Source organism: Enterobacter sp. BIDMC92 (genome assembly GCF_001030225.1).
GTDB lineage: Bacteria > Pseudomonadota > Gammaproteobacteria > Enterobacterales > Enterobacteriaceae > Enterobacter > Enterobacter sichuanensis.
The window spans coordinates 2,566,164-2,582,657 of the sequence record NZ_KQ087598.1 but is presented as its reverse complement, the minus strand read 5'-3'; the positions used below and the strand labels follow the sequence as shown (position 1 = coordinate 2,582,657).

General features: G+C 50.9%; 22 protein-coding genes and 2 pseudogenes. 23 read left to right on the top strand and 1 reads right to left on the bottom strand.

The features are described from left to right. Positions 1–132 precede the first annotated feature (132 nt). From SP99_RS12135 to SP99_RS12070, 16 genes and pseudogenes are all read left to right on the top strand, one after another. On the top strand, positions 133–357 hold the full coding sequence (locus SP99_RS12135; RefSeq protein WP_014832176.1) for a DinI family protein: 225 nt from the start codon (positions 133–135) through the stop codon (positions 355–357). Positions 358–463: 106 nt separating this feature from the next. After that, positions 464–706: a hypothetical protein gene (locus SP99_RS25345; RefSeq protein ID WP_229764313.1), complete on the top strand. Its 243-nt coding sequence runs from the start codon at positions 464–466 to the stop codon at positions 704–706. A 39-nt stretch (positions 707–745) separates the two neighbouring features. Beyond that, complete coding sequence (locus SP99_RS12130; protein WP_047958758.1) at positions 746–1,348, top strand: DUF1367 family protein; 603 nt, start codon at positions 746–748, stop codon at positions 1,346–1,348. Between the two features lie 4 nt (positions 1,349–1,352). After that, positions 1,353–1,553: a hypothetical protein gene (locus SP99_RS23740; RefSeq protein WP_048223539.1), complete on the top strand. Its 201-nt coding sequence runs from the start codon at positions 1,353–1,355 to the stop codon at positions 1,551–1,553. 2 nt (positions 1,554–1,555) lie between these two features. Beyond that, positions 1,556–1,918 (top strand): crossover junction endodeoxyribonuclease RusA, encoded by a 363-nt coding sequence (gene rusA / locus SP99_RS12125; protein ID WP_047959815.1) that lies wholly within the window; start codon positions 1,556–1,558, stop codon positions 1,916–1,918. Further along, positions 1,915–2,748, top strand: a complete 834-nt coding sequence (locus tag SP99_RS12120; protein ID WP_047958757.1) for an antitermination protein — start codon at positions 1,915–1,917, stop codon at positions 2,746–2,748. The genes rusA and SP99_RS12120 overlap by 4 nt, the downstream gene beginning before the upstream one ends. A gap of 192 nt (positions 2,749–2,940) precedes the next feature. After that, positions 2,941–3,132 carry a hypothetical protein gene (locus SP99_RS12115; RefSeq protein ID WP_047958756.1) on the top strand — a complete coding sequence of 64 codons (192 nt, stop codon included), beginning with the start codon at positions 2,941–2,943 and terminating at the stop codon, positions 3,130–3,132. A gap of 669 nt (positions 3,133–3,801) precedes the next feature. Then, entirely contained in the window at positions 3,802–4,104 is a 303-nt protein-coding gene (locus tag SP99_RS12110; RefSeq protein ID WP_014832171.1) for a hypothetical protein, read from the top strand. Continuing rightward, positions 4,104–4,640, top strand: a complete 537-nt coding sequence (locus SP99_RS12105; RefSeq protein WP_047958755.1) for a lysozyme — start codon at positions 4,104–4,106, stop codon at positions 4,638–4,640. The genes SP99_RS12110 and SP99_RS12105 overlap by 1 nt, the downstream gene beginning before the upstream one ends. Next, positions 4,637–5,155 (top strand): hypothetical protein, encoded by a 519-nt coding sequence (locus SP99_RS12100; RefSeq protein ID WP_047958754.1) that lies wholly within the window; start codon positions 4,637–4,639, stop codon positions 5,153–5,155. Before SP99_RS12105 ends, SP99_RS12100 begins: the two co-directional genes overlap by 4 nt. Before the next feature lie 389 nt (positions 5,156–5,544). Next, a complete protein-coding gene (locus tag SP99_RS12095) occupies positions 5,545–5,958 on the top strand; it encodes an Ivy family c-type lysozyme inhibitor (protein WP_047958753.1) in 414 nt (137 codons plus the stop codon). Between the two features lie 452 nt (positions 5,959–6,410). Further along, positions 6,411–6,626: pseudogene (locus tag SP99_RS25030) on the top strand (terminase small subunit); the annotation flags it as partial. Between the two features lie 2 nt (positions 6,627–6,628). Further along, positions 6,629–6,700: pseudogene (locus tag SP99_RS24630) on the top strand (lysozyme); the annotation flags it as partial. A 47-nt stretch (positions 6,701–6,747) separates the two neighbouring features. Then, on the top strand, positions 6,748–7,209 hold the full coding sequence (locus SP99_RS24360) for a lysis protein (RefSeq protein WP_047958752.1): 462 nt from the start codon (positions 6,748–6,750) through the stop codon (positions 7,207–7,209). 254 nt (positions 7,210–7,463) lie between these two features. Then, complete coding sequence (locus SP99_RS12075) at positions 7,464–8,009, top strand: KilA-N domain-containing protein (RefSeq protein WP_047958751.1); 546 nt, start codon at positions 7,464–7,466, stop codon at positions 8,007–8,009. Between the two features lie 128 nt (positions 8,010–8,137). Further along, complete coding sequence (locus tag SP99_RS12070) at positions 8,138–8,383, top strand: hypothetical protein (protein WP_047958750.1); 246 nt, start codon at positions 8,138–8,140, stop codon at positions 8,381–8,383. A gap of 41 nt (positions 8,384–8,424) precedes the next feature. Here SP99_RS12070 and SP99_RS24355 read toward each other — a convergent pair whose 3' ends face one another. Then, positions 8,425–8,787: a hypothetical protein gene (locus SP99_RS24355; RefSeq protein ID WP_231584229.1), complete on the bottom strand. Its 363-nt coding sequence runs from the start codon at positions 8,785–8,787 to the stop codon at positions 8,425–8,427. Positions 8,788–9,610: 823 nt separating this feature from the next. On the opposite strand from SP99_RS24355, the gene SP99_RS12055 reads away from it, so the two are divergent. The 7 genes from SP99_RS12055 to SP99_RS25340 all read left to right on the top strand — a co-directional run bounded on the left by SP99_RS12055 (position 9,611) and on the right by SP99_RS25340 (position 16,471). Further along, positions 9,611–10,600: a terminase small subunit gene (locus SP99_RS12055; protein ID WP_047958748.1), complete on the top strand. Its 990-nt coding sequence runs from the start codon at positions 9,611–9,613 to the stop codon at positions 10,598–10,600. Further along, positions 10,578–11,885: a terminase large subunit domain-containing protein gene (locus tag SP99_RS12050; protein ID WP_047958747.1), complete on the top strand. Its 1,308-nt coding sequence runs from the start codon at positions 10,578–10,580 to the stop codon at positions 11,883–11,885. Before SP99_RS12055 ends, SP99_RS12050 begins: the two co-directional genes overlap by 23 nt. Before the next feature lies 1 nt (position 11,886). Further along, complete coding sequence (locus tag SP99_RS12045) at positions 11,887–13,275, top strand: DUF4055 domain-containing protein (protein ID WP_047958746.1); 1,389 nt, start codon at positions 11,887–11,889, stop codon at positions 13,273–13,275. Position 13,276: 1 nt separating this feature from the next. After that, positions 13,277–14,374 carry a phage minor head protein gene (locus tag SP99_RS12040; RefSeq protein WP_047958745.1) on the top strand — a complete coding sequence of 366 codons (1,098 nt, stop codon included), beginning with the start codon at positions 13,277–13,279 and terminating at the stop codon, positions 14,372–14,374. 80 nt (positions 14,375–14,454) lie between these two features. Continuing rightward, a complete protein-coding gene (locus tag SP99_RS12035; protein WP_047958744.1) occupies positions 14,455–15,225 on the top strand; it encodes a hypothetical protein in 771 nt (256 codons plus the stop codon). Between the two features lie 11 nt (positions 15,226–15,236). After that, positions 15,237–16,190, top strand: a complete 954-nt coding sequence (locus tag SP99_RS12030; protein WP_047958743.1) for a major capsid protein — start codon at positions 15,237–15,239, stop codon at positions 16,188–16,190. Next, positions 16,115–16,471, top strand: coding sequence for an Ig-like domain-containing protein (locus tag SP99_RS25340; protein ID WP_197086109.1), 357 nt, complete (start codon positions 16,115–16,117; stop codon positions 16,469–16,471). The genes SP99_RS12030 and SP99_RS25340 overlap by 76 nt, the downstream gene beginning before the upstream one ends. Positions 16,472–16,494 lie beyond the last annotated feature (23 nt).

Genomic DNA, 16,494 nt, shown 5'->3' with positions numbered 1-16,494 from the left:
CGTTCTTAAAACCGATACCTGCAAGCTTGGAAGCGCTCCATCCTTCTAACACTCTTTAATCGTTGCAAAATCCGTAAGATACGTTTATAAATATACTGTATATACATACAGGTTTTTGTTGCGGAGGGAAAAATGAAAATCGAGTTAGCCATTGATCGCATGAAGAAACTTCCTGATGGAGCTATACCTGCACTAGAGTCAGAACTGCTCAAAAGGCTCAGCAAGCAGTTTGATAATTGTCAGCTAACGATCAAGCGTGCCAGCAATGATGGTCTGAGTGTTTTCGGGGGCGACAAGAAAGAGGTTGAGCAAATCGTGCAGGAGACCTGGGAAAGCGCCGACGAGTGGTTTTATTAATCGCGTGAATTTCACTGGAGCAGTTTCAAAGAGTATCGCTGTTTGCGTTCCCCTGGCTGTTCCCGATTACTGTTTACCGCGTCAATAAGTCGCTCTGGGGGAAATAGTGTGTAGTGCAGATGCCTTTAATGCAGATGATCAATGGTACGACGTGGTCAGAAGGGCCGATAAAGCAGTTATCTATAGCTTCCCGGCTGAGGGCAGATATCTGGTTTATCGAGTAAATGGAATAGTTTCATTACGACCGTTGCTCGAAGAGGAAGAAATATTCACTCTCAACGGGTTTATGCAATTTGCAAAACGACTGGGGTACCGAGTTACACCACCGTCTGATATTATTATTTCATAGGCCTGAACAACCTATACCTGATGCGCCACGGAGAGAACCATGGCGCTAGAATTACAACTTATCAAACACCACTCAGGAATACTGATCCCGGCTACGCCTGAGACCAGCGATATCCTGCAATCCAAAACCCGGCTCGGCGATGTTCTTGTTGCCGAGTTCAGGCGGGTACGTAACCCGGCATTCCATCGGCGCTTTTTTGCGCTTCTTAATCTCGGTTTTGAATACTGGGAACCAACAGGCGGGGCTATCTCGAGTAACGAGCGGAAGCTGATTACCGGCTACGCCAGGTTCCTGGCTTTTTATGGCGGGAATGAGGGCGCGCTGATCGATGCTGCCGAGCAGTATCTTGAGCAGGTTGCTTATCGACGCGTCACAAATGGCATTAGCCTGTGTAAATCCTTCGATGCTTACCGCTCATGGGTAATCGTCGAGGCAGGGCACTTTGATGCCATTCAGCTACCTGACGGCACACTCAAAAAGCATCCTCGCAGCATTTCATTCGCCAACATGGACGAACTAGAGTTTCAGCAGCTTTATAAAGCAGCGCTCGATGTACTCTGGCGCTGGGTACTGTCGCGTTCATTCCGCAGTCGTGATGAGGCAGAAAATGTCGCCGCTCAACTGCTTGGCTTTGCGGGGTGATGGAATGAAGAAGACCTGGTTCCACCATACCGATTGCAGCACCGAACAGGCCGACGAACTGGTTAAGCGTTACAAAGCGCGCGGAGTTCGAGTTGAGCGCAGCCTTAACCCGGATTACGTGACCTGGACTGTCAGTGCATTCTTGCCGACCTCAAATACACCAGCGCGCCCGGACAGCCGCTGGCGAAACCGGATGTGGGGGTGAACGTGAAGACATATCAAATCACTTTGCCATGGCCGCCGAGCAATAACCGGTATTACCGGCACAACCGCGGCCGCACGCACATTAGCGCTGATGGCGTTGCGTACCGTTATGCGGTCGCAAGTGCCATTCAAAGCGCCCGGCTTAATATCCGCACGGCCGCACCACTAAAAATCCGTATTGAATGTCACATGCCCGACCGCCGGCGCCGCGATCTGGACAACCTGCAGAAGGCTGCATTCGACGCTTTAACCAAGGCGGGATTCTGGCTGGATGACTGCCAGGTAATCGATTATCGCGTTGTGAAAATGCCTGTCATTAAGGGCGGGAAATTAGAACTCACCATCACCGAGCTGGAGACCGCATGAATCTTGAAAACACCCTCAAATATCACTTCGCCAAATCGACAATGATTAGCGACTCTCCGCGCGCAACGGCGTCAGACTCATTAACCGGAACGGATATCATGGCCGCTATGGGAATGACGCAGGAACGGGCAGCATTGGGTTATAGCGCTTTTCTCGGGAAGATGGGTATCAGCAAGAATGACCGGGAGTGGGCCATCGAATTGCTGGCCCAGTACGCGTTGACTAAGTGCGATCGGGTTGCTGCACTTCGCAAACTGGATGCCAGGGTTAAGCCATTAGTGATGCACCAGCTGGCCACCTTCGCGTTTGAGGACTATTCCCGCAGCGCCGCCAGCGTGAAGCAGTGCGATGGCTGCGATGGGGAAGGGTTTATTGACGCTGAGGTATTCAGCATGAAGTCTCACACTCCGGCAAAAGATAAGAAGTTCGTGAAGATGTCTTTGCATATGGGCGTCGAAGATATTCACCCTTCCGACTATGAGGTGCTCAGGCAGGTCAGGGAGGTTGCACGCGTTCTCTGCCCTCAGTGTAAGGGCAAGAAAGTTGTTAGTTGTGCCTGTAGAGATTGTCACGGCCGCGGGAAAGCTGTTAATCAGGCTCTTACAGAACAGCAGGGCGTTCCGGTACTGACTGATTGCAAGCGCTGCAGTGGGCGGGGGTTTGAGCGAATTCCATCAACGGAGGCTTACGCAGCTTTAAGGGAGATAACGGATGCAATCAGCCTCGATACATGGAAGAAATCTGTTAAGCCATTCTACGATCATCTCATCACCAGGTTTGACATCGAAGAGGCCTGGGCTGATGCGCAGCTGAAGCAGATAACAAAATAGGGCGTGAATTTATCGTGAACTATTTACTTTTCCCGAATCTGTGGTAATTTTGCTCTAACGATGGGTTACTGCCTTCGTTTAAAGCCCTGCGGTTAACTCCGTGGGGCTTTTTGCTTAATAGCGACTTAAGAATATCTAAAACCATTCAACCCTGCGGTGACTTATAATTTCCCCAACAACGCAGGAGGGAATATGGAAGAAGGTTTCTACTGGATTCAGCACAACGGCAGGATTCAGGTTGCTTACTTCAGCAATGGCGTTACTGAAGACCTTGAGACGGGACTTACTTTTAATGGTATTTGGCATCTGACACAGGGTGACGACATCTGCGACAACGGAGAAGCTGAGGTGATTGAAGGCCCTCTCCCTCTACCATTTAGATGAATATATTCATCTGATTATGTGGCAGATTCTTCATACTGCACATATGCTTCTTAAGCATCCTGCGGAATGGATGTTTCTGAAAGCGTTTTTGTGGTGGATCCCCCTAAGCGGAGGGGCGGTTCAGCAGGACATTTCTCCAGAGTGTCCAACCAGCGCGCGGAAATGAATGCTGTGATCATTTCCACCGGGAGGCACCCGGCACCACTCCCTTAGTTATTGCCAACTTAGCTATTTATGCCTGCTTGTCCGAGCAGGTTTTTTTTTATTTCTCCCTTGTGTTTTGTAAGAGACCTCAGAGCTAAGAAAGGGTGCTAAACCTCAGTACGTGTTTTAGCAAAACGATCCTCGAAACATTACAAGCTCGTCTGAGACAAAAAAGCGCGGAGAACGACATCACTCCTCTCCGCAATAATAATTCCATCTTTTGCCCGATTGTCTTTCTTTTATCCACAAAAGCTAAAGTCATGACTTAATGTAAATAATAACAGCTTTAAACTATGAGAGCAGTTAATTTTTTTTTGTTTAAATGACTCTCCTTAAGGATTGTTTAATCTATTGCTTTCCTAAGGGAGAAAGAAGCGCCGAAGAGTATCAATCATCATCAGGCTGCCGTATGGCAGCCTTTTTTATTTTTATCAACAGCACCCGCACTTAGCGAGGTGAGAGACCATGAAAATGAATGATTCAGGGAACATCTTCACGCAGTTCTTCGCGTGGGTAGCAGCTCTGGCGTCAGCCATTGGATTTACCACTCAGGATCTGGTGTTCATGTTCTTTGGCGCTGCTGGTCTGCTTATCTCGCTAGCCTCGTACATTAACGGGCGGGTAGATGCAAACCGCAGGCGTAGAGAGGATGAGAAGCGAACAAAAATGGTCAATGACTACCTGAAAGGCGTTGGTGATAAACCCCTCCACGAGCGTCCCGCTGCTGCAAGCGTGGTCGTTGAGGCATTACAAAAGGAAGGTGAGTGATGGGATCCAGAGCAAAGTTGAGTACCGCAGTTCTAGGGCTGATACTGGCTGGTGCTCCTGCATCCGTAATCCTTGACCAGTTTCTGAATGAGAAAGAGGGTAACAGCCTCACGGCCTACAAAGATGGCGGCGGTATCTGGACTATTTGCCGCGGCGCAACGATGGTTGATGGTAAACCGGTTGTGGAGGGCATGAAATTGACTCAGGCCAAATGCAATCAGGTGAACGCCATCGAACGCAATAGGGCTCTGGCGTGGGTTGACCGCAATATTACGGTACCGCTTACCGAACCTCAGAAAGCTGGGATCGCTTCTTTCTGCCCGTACAACATCGGGCCGGGTAAGTGCTTCCCGTCCACGTTCTATAAGCGCATCAATGCCGGTGACCGCCACGGGGCATGCGAGGCAATTCGCTGGTGGATTAGAGACGGCGGCCGCGACTGCCGCCTGACTAAAGGCCAGAAGAACGGCTGCTACGGTCAGGTAGAACGGCGAGACCAGGAAAGTGCGTTGGCGTGCTGGGGGATCGACCAGTGAAAATTGATCCGGGTCTTATCGGCGTTTTCATTATTGCTGGCCTTTCGGTTGCCCTCGTTAAGAGCTGCTCGGAGGCCAGTAATCTTCAAAGCGAAAACGACGTTCTGCGAAGTGACAATTCTCTGCAGGGGCAGGTGATCGCTACCCAAGCATTCAACTTCAATCGATTCAATCAGGTTGCAGAACATGCCAATAGGCTTAACTCCCTGATTGATACCAGTACCGAAGAAACCGTAATCGAATACCGGGAGATTTTCCGCCGTGAAAAAACCTGTGATTTGCCTGTTCCTGCTGACATTGCTGGTGGGCTGCTCAAATACGCGCACCGTTTACGTGCCAGCGCCATGCACACCGATTCCAATGGACCTGACACAACCGATGATCGTGCCGTTGCCACCAGCTCCATGACGTATTGTCAGGCAGTCTTGTGGATTAAGCCGCTACTGGCCGTAATTGAGAAGGGCAACAATAATTTCGCTGGCATAAGGCAGATCGAGCAGGAAAGAAAGAACTAGGGATGGCTCATCCTTGAGCACACGGGTATTTCTGAACGACGGCTTTACCTGACATAGCAAAGCCTCCTTTAAATTTTAGAAAACACACAATATTTAGCAAGCGAAGCGCCACTATCCAAAAAAAAGCCCTCGCAAGGAGAGCTAAAGGAGTCTCAGTTTCACATGCTCTTTTTATCGATGATTCCCTGGAGTTGGCATTCTCCGCATCAGAGTCCTGAACAGTTTGGCAGTCAGGCAGTAATCAACAAGCATAAGCGCTAGTGATTAAGATAATCCTTACCTAATCATTTGGGCCGGGCAGTAACATCAAATGCTCTGATTATCCATAGGGCTGACATAGCGACTGTAAAGGTATAGAGTTGAGGTGTCTTTATGGAATGAGGATTAACATGAAAGGTAAAGTGATTATCGCTGCTATGGCTTTGGTTTCGTTCTGCGCTGTTGCTGAGGAAGGGCAGTATCTTTCTGACTTCGCCAGTGCAAAAAGCACGTCTAAGAGCTACTCCCAACTGATAAGTCAAAATAAACTACCTGCATGGGTAAAAAGTGGTGGCACAAGCACACCATCAACCGAAGTAACAGTTGCGGGCAAAAAGTATATTGCTCTGTCAGGGTGTAAACCACACAGTTGCCCAGAACAGAATATTGCTGTTCTCTACTCACCTGATAACGGTGATATCCATGGTGTGTTTTCTGATTTCAATGCAGAAAAGAACCAAGAGACATTGACCTGGTTAAACGTGGATCCGATTGATTCTGATGCGATGAAAAATGCGCTTTTCAATCGACTGTACGGCAATTAAATAACCCATGCTTCAAACTGTAATCTACCAGTTTGAAGCTTCAATACACGAATCAATCGTCTCACAGTGTGTTGGTCGCTCACATCGCACCCTCATTCCGCTTAACTTTAGCAATGAATTCCTCTGTGATTGATAGACCCGCTATGATTTCCGAGTTTAAGACGGAAGCACCAAATTTGCTTACAAGGTCAAGAAGAGTTTCATATGTCTGAATCAGTTCCATTAGATCGGAAATCACTAATTGATCATGCTCAGTGCGCAAATGAGACCGGGCAGAGGCTTGATGCACTATCCACTCGAGATTGGCCTTGATTTTCTGTACGTCATCGTAGTTATACATATTTCATAAACTTAAATCCTCATTTCAAGATTTCTTTGAGAAAAAATACTTCATTGCTTCAAATAGTGAAGCTGTGAGTGACGTCTAAAGTTCATTCAGTTTAGAGGTTACAATGGCTAAGCCGGACTGGGGCGAGCTGCAGAAGCGGTTCCTGTCTGATCACGCTGCTACTGGCATATCCCCTAAGGAATGGTGCGAGACACATAACCTTAATTATGTAAGTGCTCGTCGCTATATCAAGAAAACTGCTACGCAAAATACAAAAATTTACCCGCGAAAGATAGCACGCACTGCGCAGAAAGATAAAAGCGCAGATGAGCTGGTGGACATGGGAACCTGAAAGGCGTATGCGATCAGCTGCGGCGCTGGACTCATGCTGGAGGCAAACAGTGGAAAGGGTGAGTAACGCGCCGGGAGATTGAGCGCGAAGTCTGCATGTGGGACCAGAAATGAGCCGATTAACCGCAATCATCTGCGCTGTCGTTATCTGTCTGCTGCTTTCAATGGTTTGGGCGATTAACCACTATCGGGACAACGCCATCACCTACAAAGACCAGCGCGTTAAAGCTATCGAACAACTGACCCTGGCGAACGCCACCATCAAAGACATGCAGACTCGCCAGCGAGGTGTCGCTGCGCTGGATGCCAAATACACGAAGGAATTAGCTGATGCGAAATCTCAGATTGAAGATCTGCAGCGTTGCGTTAGCACTGGTAAGTGTGGGCTGCACGTCAACGCCAGATGTCCCGCGAATGGAGCGACCGGCACCAGCGGCGTGGGCGATGCTTCCGGCCCCCGACTTACTGACTCCGCTGAACGGGATTATTTCACCATCAGAGAGCGAATCGTCACAGTGACGAAGCAGGTGGGATATTTGCAGGACTACATCAAAGATCAGTGCCTGAAATAAAAAATTTTCGAGTGGTCATGTCGATTCATGACTATTAAAACGTATTCATAGCTATTAACTGGATACCTATATCTATCTGAATTTTAATGATTTAATTAAGCCTCGCTTACTGCGGGGCTTTTTTATGCGCATCTCACGCGCACATCAACGAGAGCCTTTCAGTAAGCGAGCCTGAGAAATGCCGTTATAGGTGGCGACCTCTCTCGGGCGGCTTTTCTGTGAGACAGGCTCACTTTCTAAAAGGTAAAGACGCTATGACAAATCAAACCGTGAATGTTTACGGCGTATCTGTCCGGGTTGACTCTGCAGGAAGATACAACCTTAACGATCTGCATGCAGCAGCTGTTGCCAATGGAGAGGCGACAGAATCACAAAGGCCGAACAAATTTATTCGAAGTGCAGCTGTAAAGCGTTTCGTTTCTGCACTGGACTCCAGAGGACAAAAATGTCGTCTGAAAGAAAATCAATCACTTAACATTGTGAATGGTGGTGTGAACCAAGGTGTTTGGGCGGCTGAATTATTAGCTATTCGCTATGCGGCATGGATTAAGCCTGAGTTTGAAATTCAGGTGTACGAAACATTCCGAGAAGCTGTTCTTAGTAGCATTACCAGCATGAATCGACTTAACCGCCTCGACTTGCTGATCGCGACGGAGACCAAAGAGGTCAGTGCCTGCGCTAGGGCAATGAACAAATGGGGCGTTGGTGGCCGCAAGAAACTACTCAACGGTGCGCGTGAGCGGATCGTCAGCCAGATGGACCCTGACATGGTCACGTTAATGGAAGAAAAAGCTAGCTAACCGGCTCACAATTGAGCGCGTTGATTAGAGAGCCACTATTACAACGGTTCAGCGTTATAAAACTCGTATATGGGTGGGTTTGATAGATTGATGGTGGTATTGTCATTGAAAACCAAAGGAGATTTTTAATGACAGATTATGAGATTGAGGACATTGCGGGGACTATGATTCCTTTTAGAGGCTTACAATTATTGTCGATTGGCCCGATGAAGAGGCTCGTTTGGCAATGGGAGGTCAATGGCAATCTAAGAAGTCACAGTGAAATTATTCAGGATGGGGTTGCTTTAAGTGCTTCGCAACTTAGTGAGCAGCTTGCCTCAGCTATTGAGGGTATAAAGGCTAAATACCCAGATGAAGAATTCATTAGGCATTAAGTGTCGAAAACATAAAATACAACCGCCTACGGGCGGTTTTTTTATTCCCATATGAATCGTGTCGTTTGTGGGGTGAAAGTTATGGTGGCTTGGTTCCAGTTTTTTCCGGCAAGAATTTTCTCTATGCATTGTGTAGCGTAAAGGGCATCTGGTGGAGTGAAAGATATATATTCGCTTTCGCTGGTTAACTTGAAGTCATGTATAGCTGCGATTGCCGTACGCCCGCCATTATCAATGCTCCGAAAACAAGTAATCCTCGCTTCGTAAAACGTGTCGGGCAAGCCCTCTAGCATGCATCCAGTGGCCCATTGCAAAAGCTTTTCATTTGAATACTCCGGCTGAGTGGTTGGAGCTTCCTGCTGCTTACTTATGAGCCGCTTAAATGTATTGAGAAAGGAAAACATGTCACCTCCTTGGTTTTTCAAAGTAAGCATAATATTGCAATCCACCCGGAGAGATCCATCGTGAGGGTAATATCCATGATAAGGGATAACGACAACGATATCCCCACCTGAGGATAAGCCCATGAAGCACTGAAGCGGATAGTCCGTAGCCGAAAGGCAATGCAGCGGTCATTAAACTGCCCCGAGTTGCGTGATGCCGAGAAGGTTTAGCAGACCGTCTTGGGGTAAATAAGGGGACATGCACCGGTAAAGCAGTACGAACGTCATACGCGCACCGATTATGAGCGGCGATGATGCGACAGCAACTCAAGGGTATGAGCGTGGCCACTCCGGGAGGTGGCAGCCATTACAAAGTTCACCTGCTGGTGGGCTTGATAATGTAAAAAGTGATTTGAAATCTTTAGGTTAGCCCCAATATCTCCATTTCCACAGATTGGCTGTGGGCAAAGGAGATTAGAATGCTTGAATTGCATACAACAATACTGACCGGGCCTTGTGATAAGTTCGAACTATACAGTGATGGCCCCCACTCTTCGAAAATTAAGCGAGTTATGTTTTACCGATTTAGGAATCCGGACCATATACCTGGTCGAGCCCATTGGGTATACGAATGTGATATAAATATTGAGAGCTTTGTCAAAAATTCGAATGAGCCTTCTACTCTGTTAAATGGTCATAAGGACAATAGCGTAGATAACATCAAAGCGTACTGCGAGCAGTATCAGCACAGGGAATAGCGAAGCATTAGAATTTCGCTAAATTACCAACATTAGATTTCACAGAGCCACTGGCATCCGCTGGTGGCTTTTTTATTGGAGTAGCAATGGCAAAACCGGACTGGGGCGAGCTTCAGCAACGGTTCCTGTCCGAACATGCCGCAACCGGCGTATCACCAAAGGAATGGTGTGAAACGCAGGGACTGAACTACGCGACTGCCCGCCGATATATAAAAAAACCTTCTGCGCAAACTGCGCAAAAGCCTGCGCAGAAAAAAATGCGCACTGCGCAGAAAGATAAAAGCGCAAATGAGCTGGTGGATGATGATGGACTTACTGCTCAGCAGCGCTTATTTGTCGCGGAGTACCTGAAGGACAACAACGCCACGGCAGCCGCCGCACGTACTGGTTATAGTGACCCAAACTACGGTCGTCAGCTCATAGCGAATCCTAACGTTGCGCAGGCCATTGCGCAGCAGCAGAAAGCCTCAATTGCGCGCACGCTTGGCAGTGCCGATGAAGTGCTTGAGCAGATGTGGCAGCTCGCTACCTTCGATGCCAATCAGCTGTCGCAGTATCGCCGCGGCGCGTGTCGTTACTGCTGGGGTTTCGGTCATCACTACCAGTGGCGGGATGCAGTTGAGTTTGAAGAGAAAAGACTCGAGGCTGTTGAGCGTGACAGGCGTGAACCCGAAGATTCCGGCGGCTATGGCTACGACCACAACCGAGAACCAAATCCAGAATGCCCGCGCTGCAACGGCGATGGTATTGGCCAGCCTTACTTCCCTGACACGCGCAAACTTCCGGCAGCTTCCCGTCTCGCTTACTCCGGCGTGAAGGTCGGCAAAAATGGCGTCGAAATTACAGCCATCAGCCGTGAAAGAATGTTCGAAGCGGTAATGAAGCGACTTGGCCTGGCCGATAGCGAGTTCGCCCAGCGCCTGCAGCAGATTGAAATCGAACGCCGGCAGCTTGAGGTCGAGAAACTCCGTAAAGAGCTGGCCGGTGATGGTGAGGACGATGAACCGACCCCAGTGCAGATCAATATCAACGTAGTGGATGCGAGGGCAGACGATGGGGATCAACCCGACACTTAACATTCCTCAGGCGCGTTTCCTCGCGATGCAGCACAAATTCAAAGCCTACGTTGCCGGGTTCGGTTCCGGTAAGACATGGGTGGGTTGTGGCGGCATCTGCAAAGGGATGTGGGAACACCCGAAGATTAATCAGGGTTATTTCGCGCCGACGTACCCGCAGATCCGTGACATCTTCTACCCGACGATTGAAGAGGTGGCCTTTGACTGGGGCTTGAACGTCAAAATCAATGAGGGGAACAAAGAGGTTCACTTCTACGAGGGGCGGCGATACCGCGGGACAACCATATGCCGTTCGATGGAGAAACCAGGCTCAATAGTCGGCTTCAAAATCGGTAACGCGATGGTAGATGAGCTGGACGTCATGGCCGCAGCCAAAGCGCAGCAGGCCTGGCGAAAAATCATCGCTCGTATGCGTTACAAGGTTGATGGGCTACGTAATGGCATTGATGTAACGACGACGCCAGAAGGGTTCAAGTTCGTCTACCAGCAGTTCGTGAAGGCTGTACGTGAAAAGCCCCAACTGGCAGCCCTGTATGGGCTGATTCAGGCCAGCACATTCGACAATGCGAAGAATCTACCGCCTGATTACATTCCATCGCTGCTTAGTTCTTACCCTGACGAACTGATTCAGGCCTATCTGCGCGGGAAGTTCACCAACCTTAACAGCGGGACCATTTACCACACCTTTAACCGCAAGCTGAATAACTGTTCTGACGAGATTCAGGACGGGGATCCGCTGTTTATCGGTATGGACTTCAACGTTGGAAAAATGGCCGCGATTGTTCACGTTAAGCGTAATGGTCTGCCGCGCGCGGTCCGTGAGCTGGTGAAGGTCTACGACACGCCAGCGATGATTAAGCGTATCCAGGAAGAGTTCTGGCGCTACGAGGATGGCCGATACGTTAAAAGCCGGGAGATTTACATCTATCCGGATGCCTCTGGCGACTCCCGCAAGTCCCAGAACGCCAGCAAGACCGATATTGCTCAGCTCAACGATGCCGGATTCAGCGTCATTGTTGATGACGCCAACCCGCCGGTTAAAGACCGCATCAACTCGATGAACGCCATGTTCTGCAATGCCAACGGTGAACGCCGCTATCTGGTTAACGTTCAGAACTGCCCGGTTTACACCGAGAGCCTCGAGCAGCAAATCTGGGCGGCCAATGGCGAACCGGATAAAACAGCGGATAACGATCACCCCAATGATGCTGGTGGGTACTTCATCGTGAAGGATTACCCGATCGTGAAGCCGGCATACTCAATCACCATGGACACCACTTTCTGATATGGCAAACGACGACATCACCTGGGTTCGACCAGAACACCGGGCGGCTTCTGCTGCCTGGCGGAAATACAGGGACTTTTGCAAAGGGGCTGAGGCCGTAAAAGCGGCGGGTAATAAGTACCTGCCTTATCTCGACCCAACCGATAAATCCACGCGCAACCGTAAGCGTAATGAGGACTATCTAAGCCGCGCGGTGTTTTATGCGATTGCCGGTAATACGAAGATCGGCATGCTTGGGATGGCGTATCGCAAGGACCCCACGTTTAACGGTCCTGAAAAGCTCAAATACCTGTTAGACAATGCTGACGGTGCCGGTACCAGCATCTATCAGCAGTCGCAGCTGGTGACCGAGAACGTGCTGGAGGTGGCACGAGAGGGGCTTTATGTTGACTACGCAGAAGCATCCGATGAGGCGATCATCCTCCGCTATCCGGCAGAGAACATAATCAACTGGCGAACAAAGAGAATTAACGGACGCGATCAGCTGGTGCTGGTGGTACTGCGCGAATGCGTAGAAGAGCCGGATGGCTACGCTTACAAGGATGAAATCCAGTACCGAGAGCTGGCGCTGGAAGAAGGGCGGTTCATCTGTCGGGTATGGCGCCGGGCTGGTGGCACTGCAAGCGGAACCTACACCGTTGACAGTGAGTACCACCCTAAGCCGAAAGGAAAGGACTACTGGGACGAAATCCCTTTCACCTTTGTCGGTGCTCAGAACAACGATCCCACTATCGATGATTCACCGTTGGCTGCGCTGGTGGAGATAAACCACGGTCATTACCGTAACAGTGCTGACTATGAGGACAGCGTGTGGTTCTGTGGCCAGGTGCAGCCGTACATGACCGGGCTCGATACCGGCTGGCGCGATCACCTCGAGAAGAAGGGCGTGAAAATTGGTTCCCGATCACCGCTTTTGCTTCCCAAGGAGGGCTCGTTTGGCTATGCCCAGGCGCAGCCGAACATGCTGGCTAAAGAGGCCATGGACAGTAAGCGCGATTACATGGTGCAGCTGGGCGCCCGACTGATTGAGCAGAACGCCACGGCGAAGACTGCTACCCAGGCGAGTGGTGAGCAAACATCCTCAACATCAGTGCTCGGTATCTGCGTCTCAAACGTTTCTGAGGCCTATACGCTGGCACTGGGATGGTGTGCGAAATATCTCGGCATCAAGGGTGAATCGACGAGCTACACTATCAACCAGGAATTCATTGCGAAGGTTGCCGAGTCGGGCATGGTGACGGCAATCGTCAACGCCTGGCAATCCGGTGCGCTGCGTGATAGCGATATGATTCGCGCACTGCAGAAGCTTGACCTTATCGACCCGGCGGACAGCCCGGACGAAGTGATTGATGCACTTCGCAATCAGGCACCCACGATGACGGGAGGTTGAGATGCCAACCGTCAACGAAAGCCTGCGCGATGAGTCGATCGCACATTCCGTCTGGTTAAGCCGCTACGCCACTGGGGTAGCAAACCGGATGGTGAAACTGCTTAACGAGACGGACGCAGAAATCTCTGCCCGTCTGCTGGATGCGCTGGACAGGCTACCGGCCGATAGCTTCACGGTTACACGTCTGGAAAGCTTGCTCGGCAGCGTACGTGAACTTAACCATCAGGCTGTCGCTTCGATGCAGGCCGGGCTGGAAGGGGAACTGCTGGCGCTTTCCAGGAACGAGGTCAGTTATCAGCTCAGCCTGTTCGATTCCCTTCTGCCATCACAGGTCCTGTCTCACTATCCGTTGCAGGGCATCACCGCCGATATGGTGTATGCCGCGGCGATGGCGCAGCCCTTTCAGGGGCGGCTGATGAGTGAGTGGGCGGAGAATCTGGAATCGGACAGGTTGGCGCGGATAGTGAACGCCGTCCGCAGGGGGTATCTTGCCGGCGACTCGGTAGAAACAATCGCGCGCAGTGTTCGCGGCCACGCCAATAAAGATTATCGCGACGGCGCGCTGCAGATGAGCAGGGCAAACGCCGCCAGCATCGCTAAAACAGCTGTGAATCATCTGGCTGCCACAGCACGCAACAGCTTCACCAGCGCCAACAGCGATATCGTAAAAGGTAAGCAGTGGCTGTCCACACTGGACAATAAAACCAGCCACGACTGCATTATTCGTGACCTGCTGCGCTACACACTGGATAACAAACCGGTCGGGCATAAGGTGCCTTACCTTCAGGGACCCGGGAAGATTCATTTCTGCTGCCGTTCTACCGAAACCCTGATCCTCAAGTCGTGGCGCGAACTTGGCATCGATATCGACGAGATGGACGAGGGGACTCGTGCCAGCATGGATGGGCAGGTACCGGGGAAAACCTCGTATCTGGAATGGCTCGCACGCCAGCCGGCACAACGCCAGGATCAGGTTCTGGGTGCCGAGCGTGGCCGTCTGTTCCGCTCGGGTGAAATCGACCTGGCTGATATGTTCACTGACAAAGGCGAATGGATCAGCCTGGAACGTCTGAAACAGCTCTCAGGCACAGACAACTAACAATCACATCTTACTCCACGCCCTGGCATCCGCTGGGGCTTTTTTATGGGCGAGGCCCGGCAAAATCCCGAGGGGAAATTATGTTAATTCGAAACATGCTTCTGAAATATTACGCACCAGAAAGCGGCGGTGAGGGCGGCGGTGGCGGTGGTATCGAAATCACTCCTGAAATCCAGAAGCTGATTGATGAGCGTGTGACCAGCGAAGTCACGGGACTGAAATCGAAAAACTCTGAGCTGCTGGGAACCATTAAGCAGCAAAAAGAAACTCTGTCACGCTTCGATGGTATCGATCCTGATGCAGTGCGCGGGATCCTCCAGCGTTTTTCCGACGACGAAGAGGCAAAGCTGATTGCCGCCGGAAAAATCGATGAGGTGCTCGATAAGCGCACCGAGCGTCTGCGTGCTGACGTTGATAAGCAAATCAAAGCCGCAAATGAACGCGCCGACAAAGCCGAAGCGTTCTCCAACAAATTCCGGGATCGAGTTCTGGGGGATGCAATCCGTGCAGCAGCGTCCAAAGCTGGCGCGCTGCCGGAAGCATCTGACGATCTGATCCTACGTGCCAAAGGCACATTCCAGCTCAACGACGAAGGCGAGGCCGTAGCAGTTGATGCAAATGGCGATGTTCTGTTCGGTAAAGACGGTAAAACTCCACTAAGCCCACTTGAGTGGGCGGAGTCTCTTAAGGAGACGGCTCCGCATCTCTTCCCTCGCGCAGAAGGAACCGGCGCGGGCGGACACAAACCAAACGGCGGTGGCAGCCTGAAACGTTCCGAAATGAGCGCCAGCGACAAAGCGGAATACATCCGCAAGCATGGCCAGCAGGCCTTCCTCAAACTTCCGAAATAAGGGATTAACCCATGTCTACCACTGTTAATAGTGACCTGATCATTTATGACGATCTGGCGCAGACCGCTTTCCTCGAGCGCCGTCAGGACAACCTGGCAATTTTCAACGCGTCCTCCAACGGTGCGATCCTGCTAGATAACGAGCTGATTGAAGGCGATTTCCGCAAGCGTGCCTTCTACAAAGTGGGCGGCTCAATCGAATCGCGTGACGTTAACTCCACCGAAAAGGTGACGGGTAAGAAGATTGGCGCCGGTGAAGCCGTATCCGTCAAAGCACCGTGGAAATACGGTCCATACGAAACTACTGAAGAAGCGTTCAAACGCCGCGGCCGCTCGGTTGATGAGTTCTCAGAAGTAATCGGCACTGATGTGGCTGACGCGACGCTGGAAGGCTACGTGAAATACGGCCTGAAGGCGCTAACGGCTGCTATTGGCGCCAACGCCGACATGGTCGTAACCGCCGATATCGAAACAGACGGCAAGAAGACCCTGACACGAGGCCTGCGTAAGTACGGCGACAAGTTCAACCGTGTCGTGCTCTTCGTTATGCACTCCGCCACTTACTTCGACATCGTGGATGAGGCGATCGCAAACAAAATCTACGAAGAAGCGGGTGTGGTGGTTTACGGCGGGCAGCCAGGCACCCTGGGCAAACCTGTGCTGGTTACCGACACCATGGACGCTGATGCGATCCTTGGGCTCGTAGCCGGAGCGGTTACCGTCACCGAGTCTCAGGCGCCGGGGTTCCGTTCCTACGACATCAACGATCAGGAAAACCTGGCAATCGGGTACCGTGCTGAAGGCGTTGTGAATGTCGACTTGCTGGGCTACAGCTGGGACACCTCGAAAGGTGACAACCCGGACCTGACTAAAATCGGCACCGCAGGCAACTGGAAGAAGCATTTCACCAGCAACAAATCAACGGCAGGCGTGCTGATCAAACTGGAATCCGCAGCGGGGGAGTAACGCTGTCAGCGGATAAAACCTCCGCAACCGCTGACAGCACCGATGCGGTCACCATTTCCCTGAAGTACACGCTAAACGGCGCAGGTGTTTCCGGTAAAACTGTTGTATGGAGTTCAACGGGCGGCACGCTCAGCACGGCCAGTTCTCAGACCGGTTCTGCTGGTGGGGCGACGGTCAAACTTACCTCTGATATGGCAGGTACTTTCACAGTCACCGGTACTGTTGATGGTATTGCTAAATCGAGTGAGGAAATCACCTTCAACGCACCTGCTGCAGGCTAACCGATGGGGCGTAAGCCCCATTC

Excerpts from the sequence above, each read along its gene's own strand:
- SP99_RS12135 (WP_014832176.1), top strand. The coding sequence starts at position 133 with ATGAAAATCGAGTTAGCCATTGATCGCATGAAGAAACTTCCTGATGGA.
- SP99_RS12130 (WP_047958758.1), top strand. The coding sequence starts at position 746 with ATGGCGCTAGAATTACAACTTATCAAACACCACTCAGGAATACTGATC.
- SP99_RS23740 (WP_048223539.1), top strand. The coding sequence starts at position 1,353 with ATGAAGAAGACCTGGTTCCACCATACCGATTGCAGCACCGAACAGGCC.
- SP99_RS12120 (WP_047958757.1), top strand. The coding sequence starts at position 1,915 with ATGAATCTTGAAAACACCCTCAAATATCACTTCGCCAAATCGACAATG.
- SP99_RS12115 (WP_047958756.1), top strand. The coding sequence starts at position 2,941 with ATGGAAGAAGGTTTCTACTGGATTCAGCACAACGGCAGGATTCAGGTT.
- SP99_RS12110 (WP_014832171.1), top strand. The coding sequence starts at position 3,802 with ATGAAAATGAATGATTCAGGGAACATCTTCACGCAGTTCTTCGCGTGG.
- SP99_RS12105 (WP_047958755.1), top strand. The coding sequence starts at position 4,104 with ATGGGATCCAGAGCAAAGTTGAGTACCGCAGTTCTAGGGCTGATACTG.
- SP99_RS12095 (WP_047958753.1), top strand. The coding sequence starts at position 5,545 with ATGAAAGGTAAAGTGATTATCGCTGCTATGGCTTTGGTTTCGTTCTGC.
- SP99_RS24360 (WP_047958752.1), top strand. The coding sequence starts at position 6,748 with ATGAGCCGATTAACCGCAATCATCTGCGCTGTCGTTATCTGTCTGCTG.
- SP99_RS12075 (WP_047958751.1), top strand. The coding sequence starts at position 7,464 with ATGACAAATCAAACCGTGAATGTTTACGGCGTATCTGTCCGGGTTGAC.
- SP99_RS12070 (WP_047958750.1), top strand. The coding sequence starts at position 8,138 with ATGACAGATTATGAGATTGAGGACATTGCGGGGACTATGATTCCTTTT.
- SP99_RS24355 (WP_231584229.1), bottom strand. The coding sequence starts at position 8,787 with ATGTTTTCCTTTCTCAATACATTTAAGCGGCTCATAAGTAAGCAGCAG.
- SP99_RS12055 (WP_047958748.1), top strand. The coding sequence starts at position 9,611 with ATGGCAAAACCGGACTGGGGCGAGCTTCAGCAACGGTTCCTGTCCGAA.
- SP99_RS12050 (WP_047958747.1), top strand. The coding sequence starts at position 10,578 with ATGGGGATCAACCCGACACTTAACATTCCTCAGGCGCGTTTCCTCGCG.
- SP99_RS12045 (WP_047958746.1), top strand. The coding sequence starts at position 11,887 with ATGGCAAACGACGACATCACCTGGGTTCGACCAGAACACCGGGCGGCT.
- SP99_RS12040 (WP_047958745.1), top strand. The coding sequence starts at position 13,277 with ATGCCAACCGTCAACGAAAGCCTGCGCGATGAGTCGATCGCACATTCC.
- SP99_RS12035 (WP_047958744.1), top strand. The coding sequence starts at position 14,455 with ATGTTAATTCGAAACATGCTTCTGAAATATTACGCACCAGAAAGCGGC.
- SP99_RS12030 (WP_047958743.1), top strand. The coding sequence starts at position 15,237 with ATGTCTACCACTGTTAATAGTGACCTGATCATTTATGACGATCTGGCG.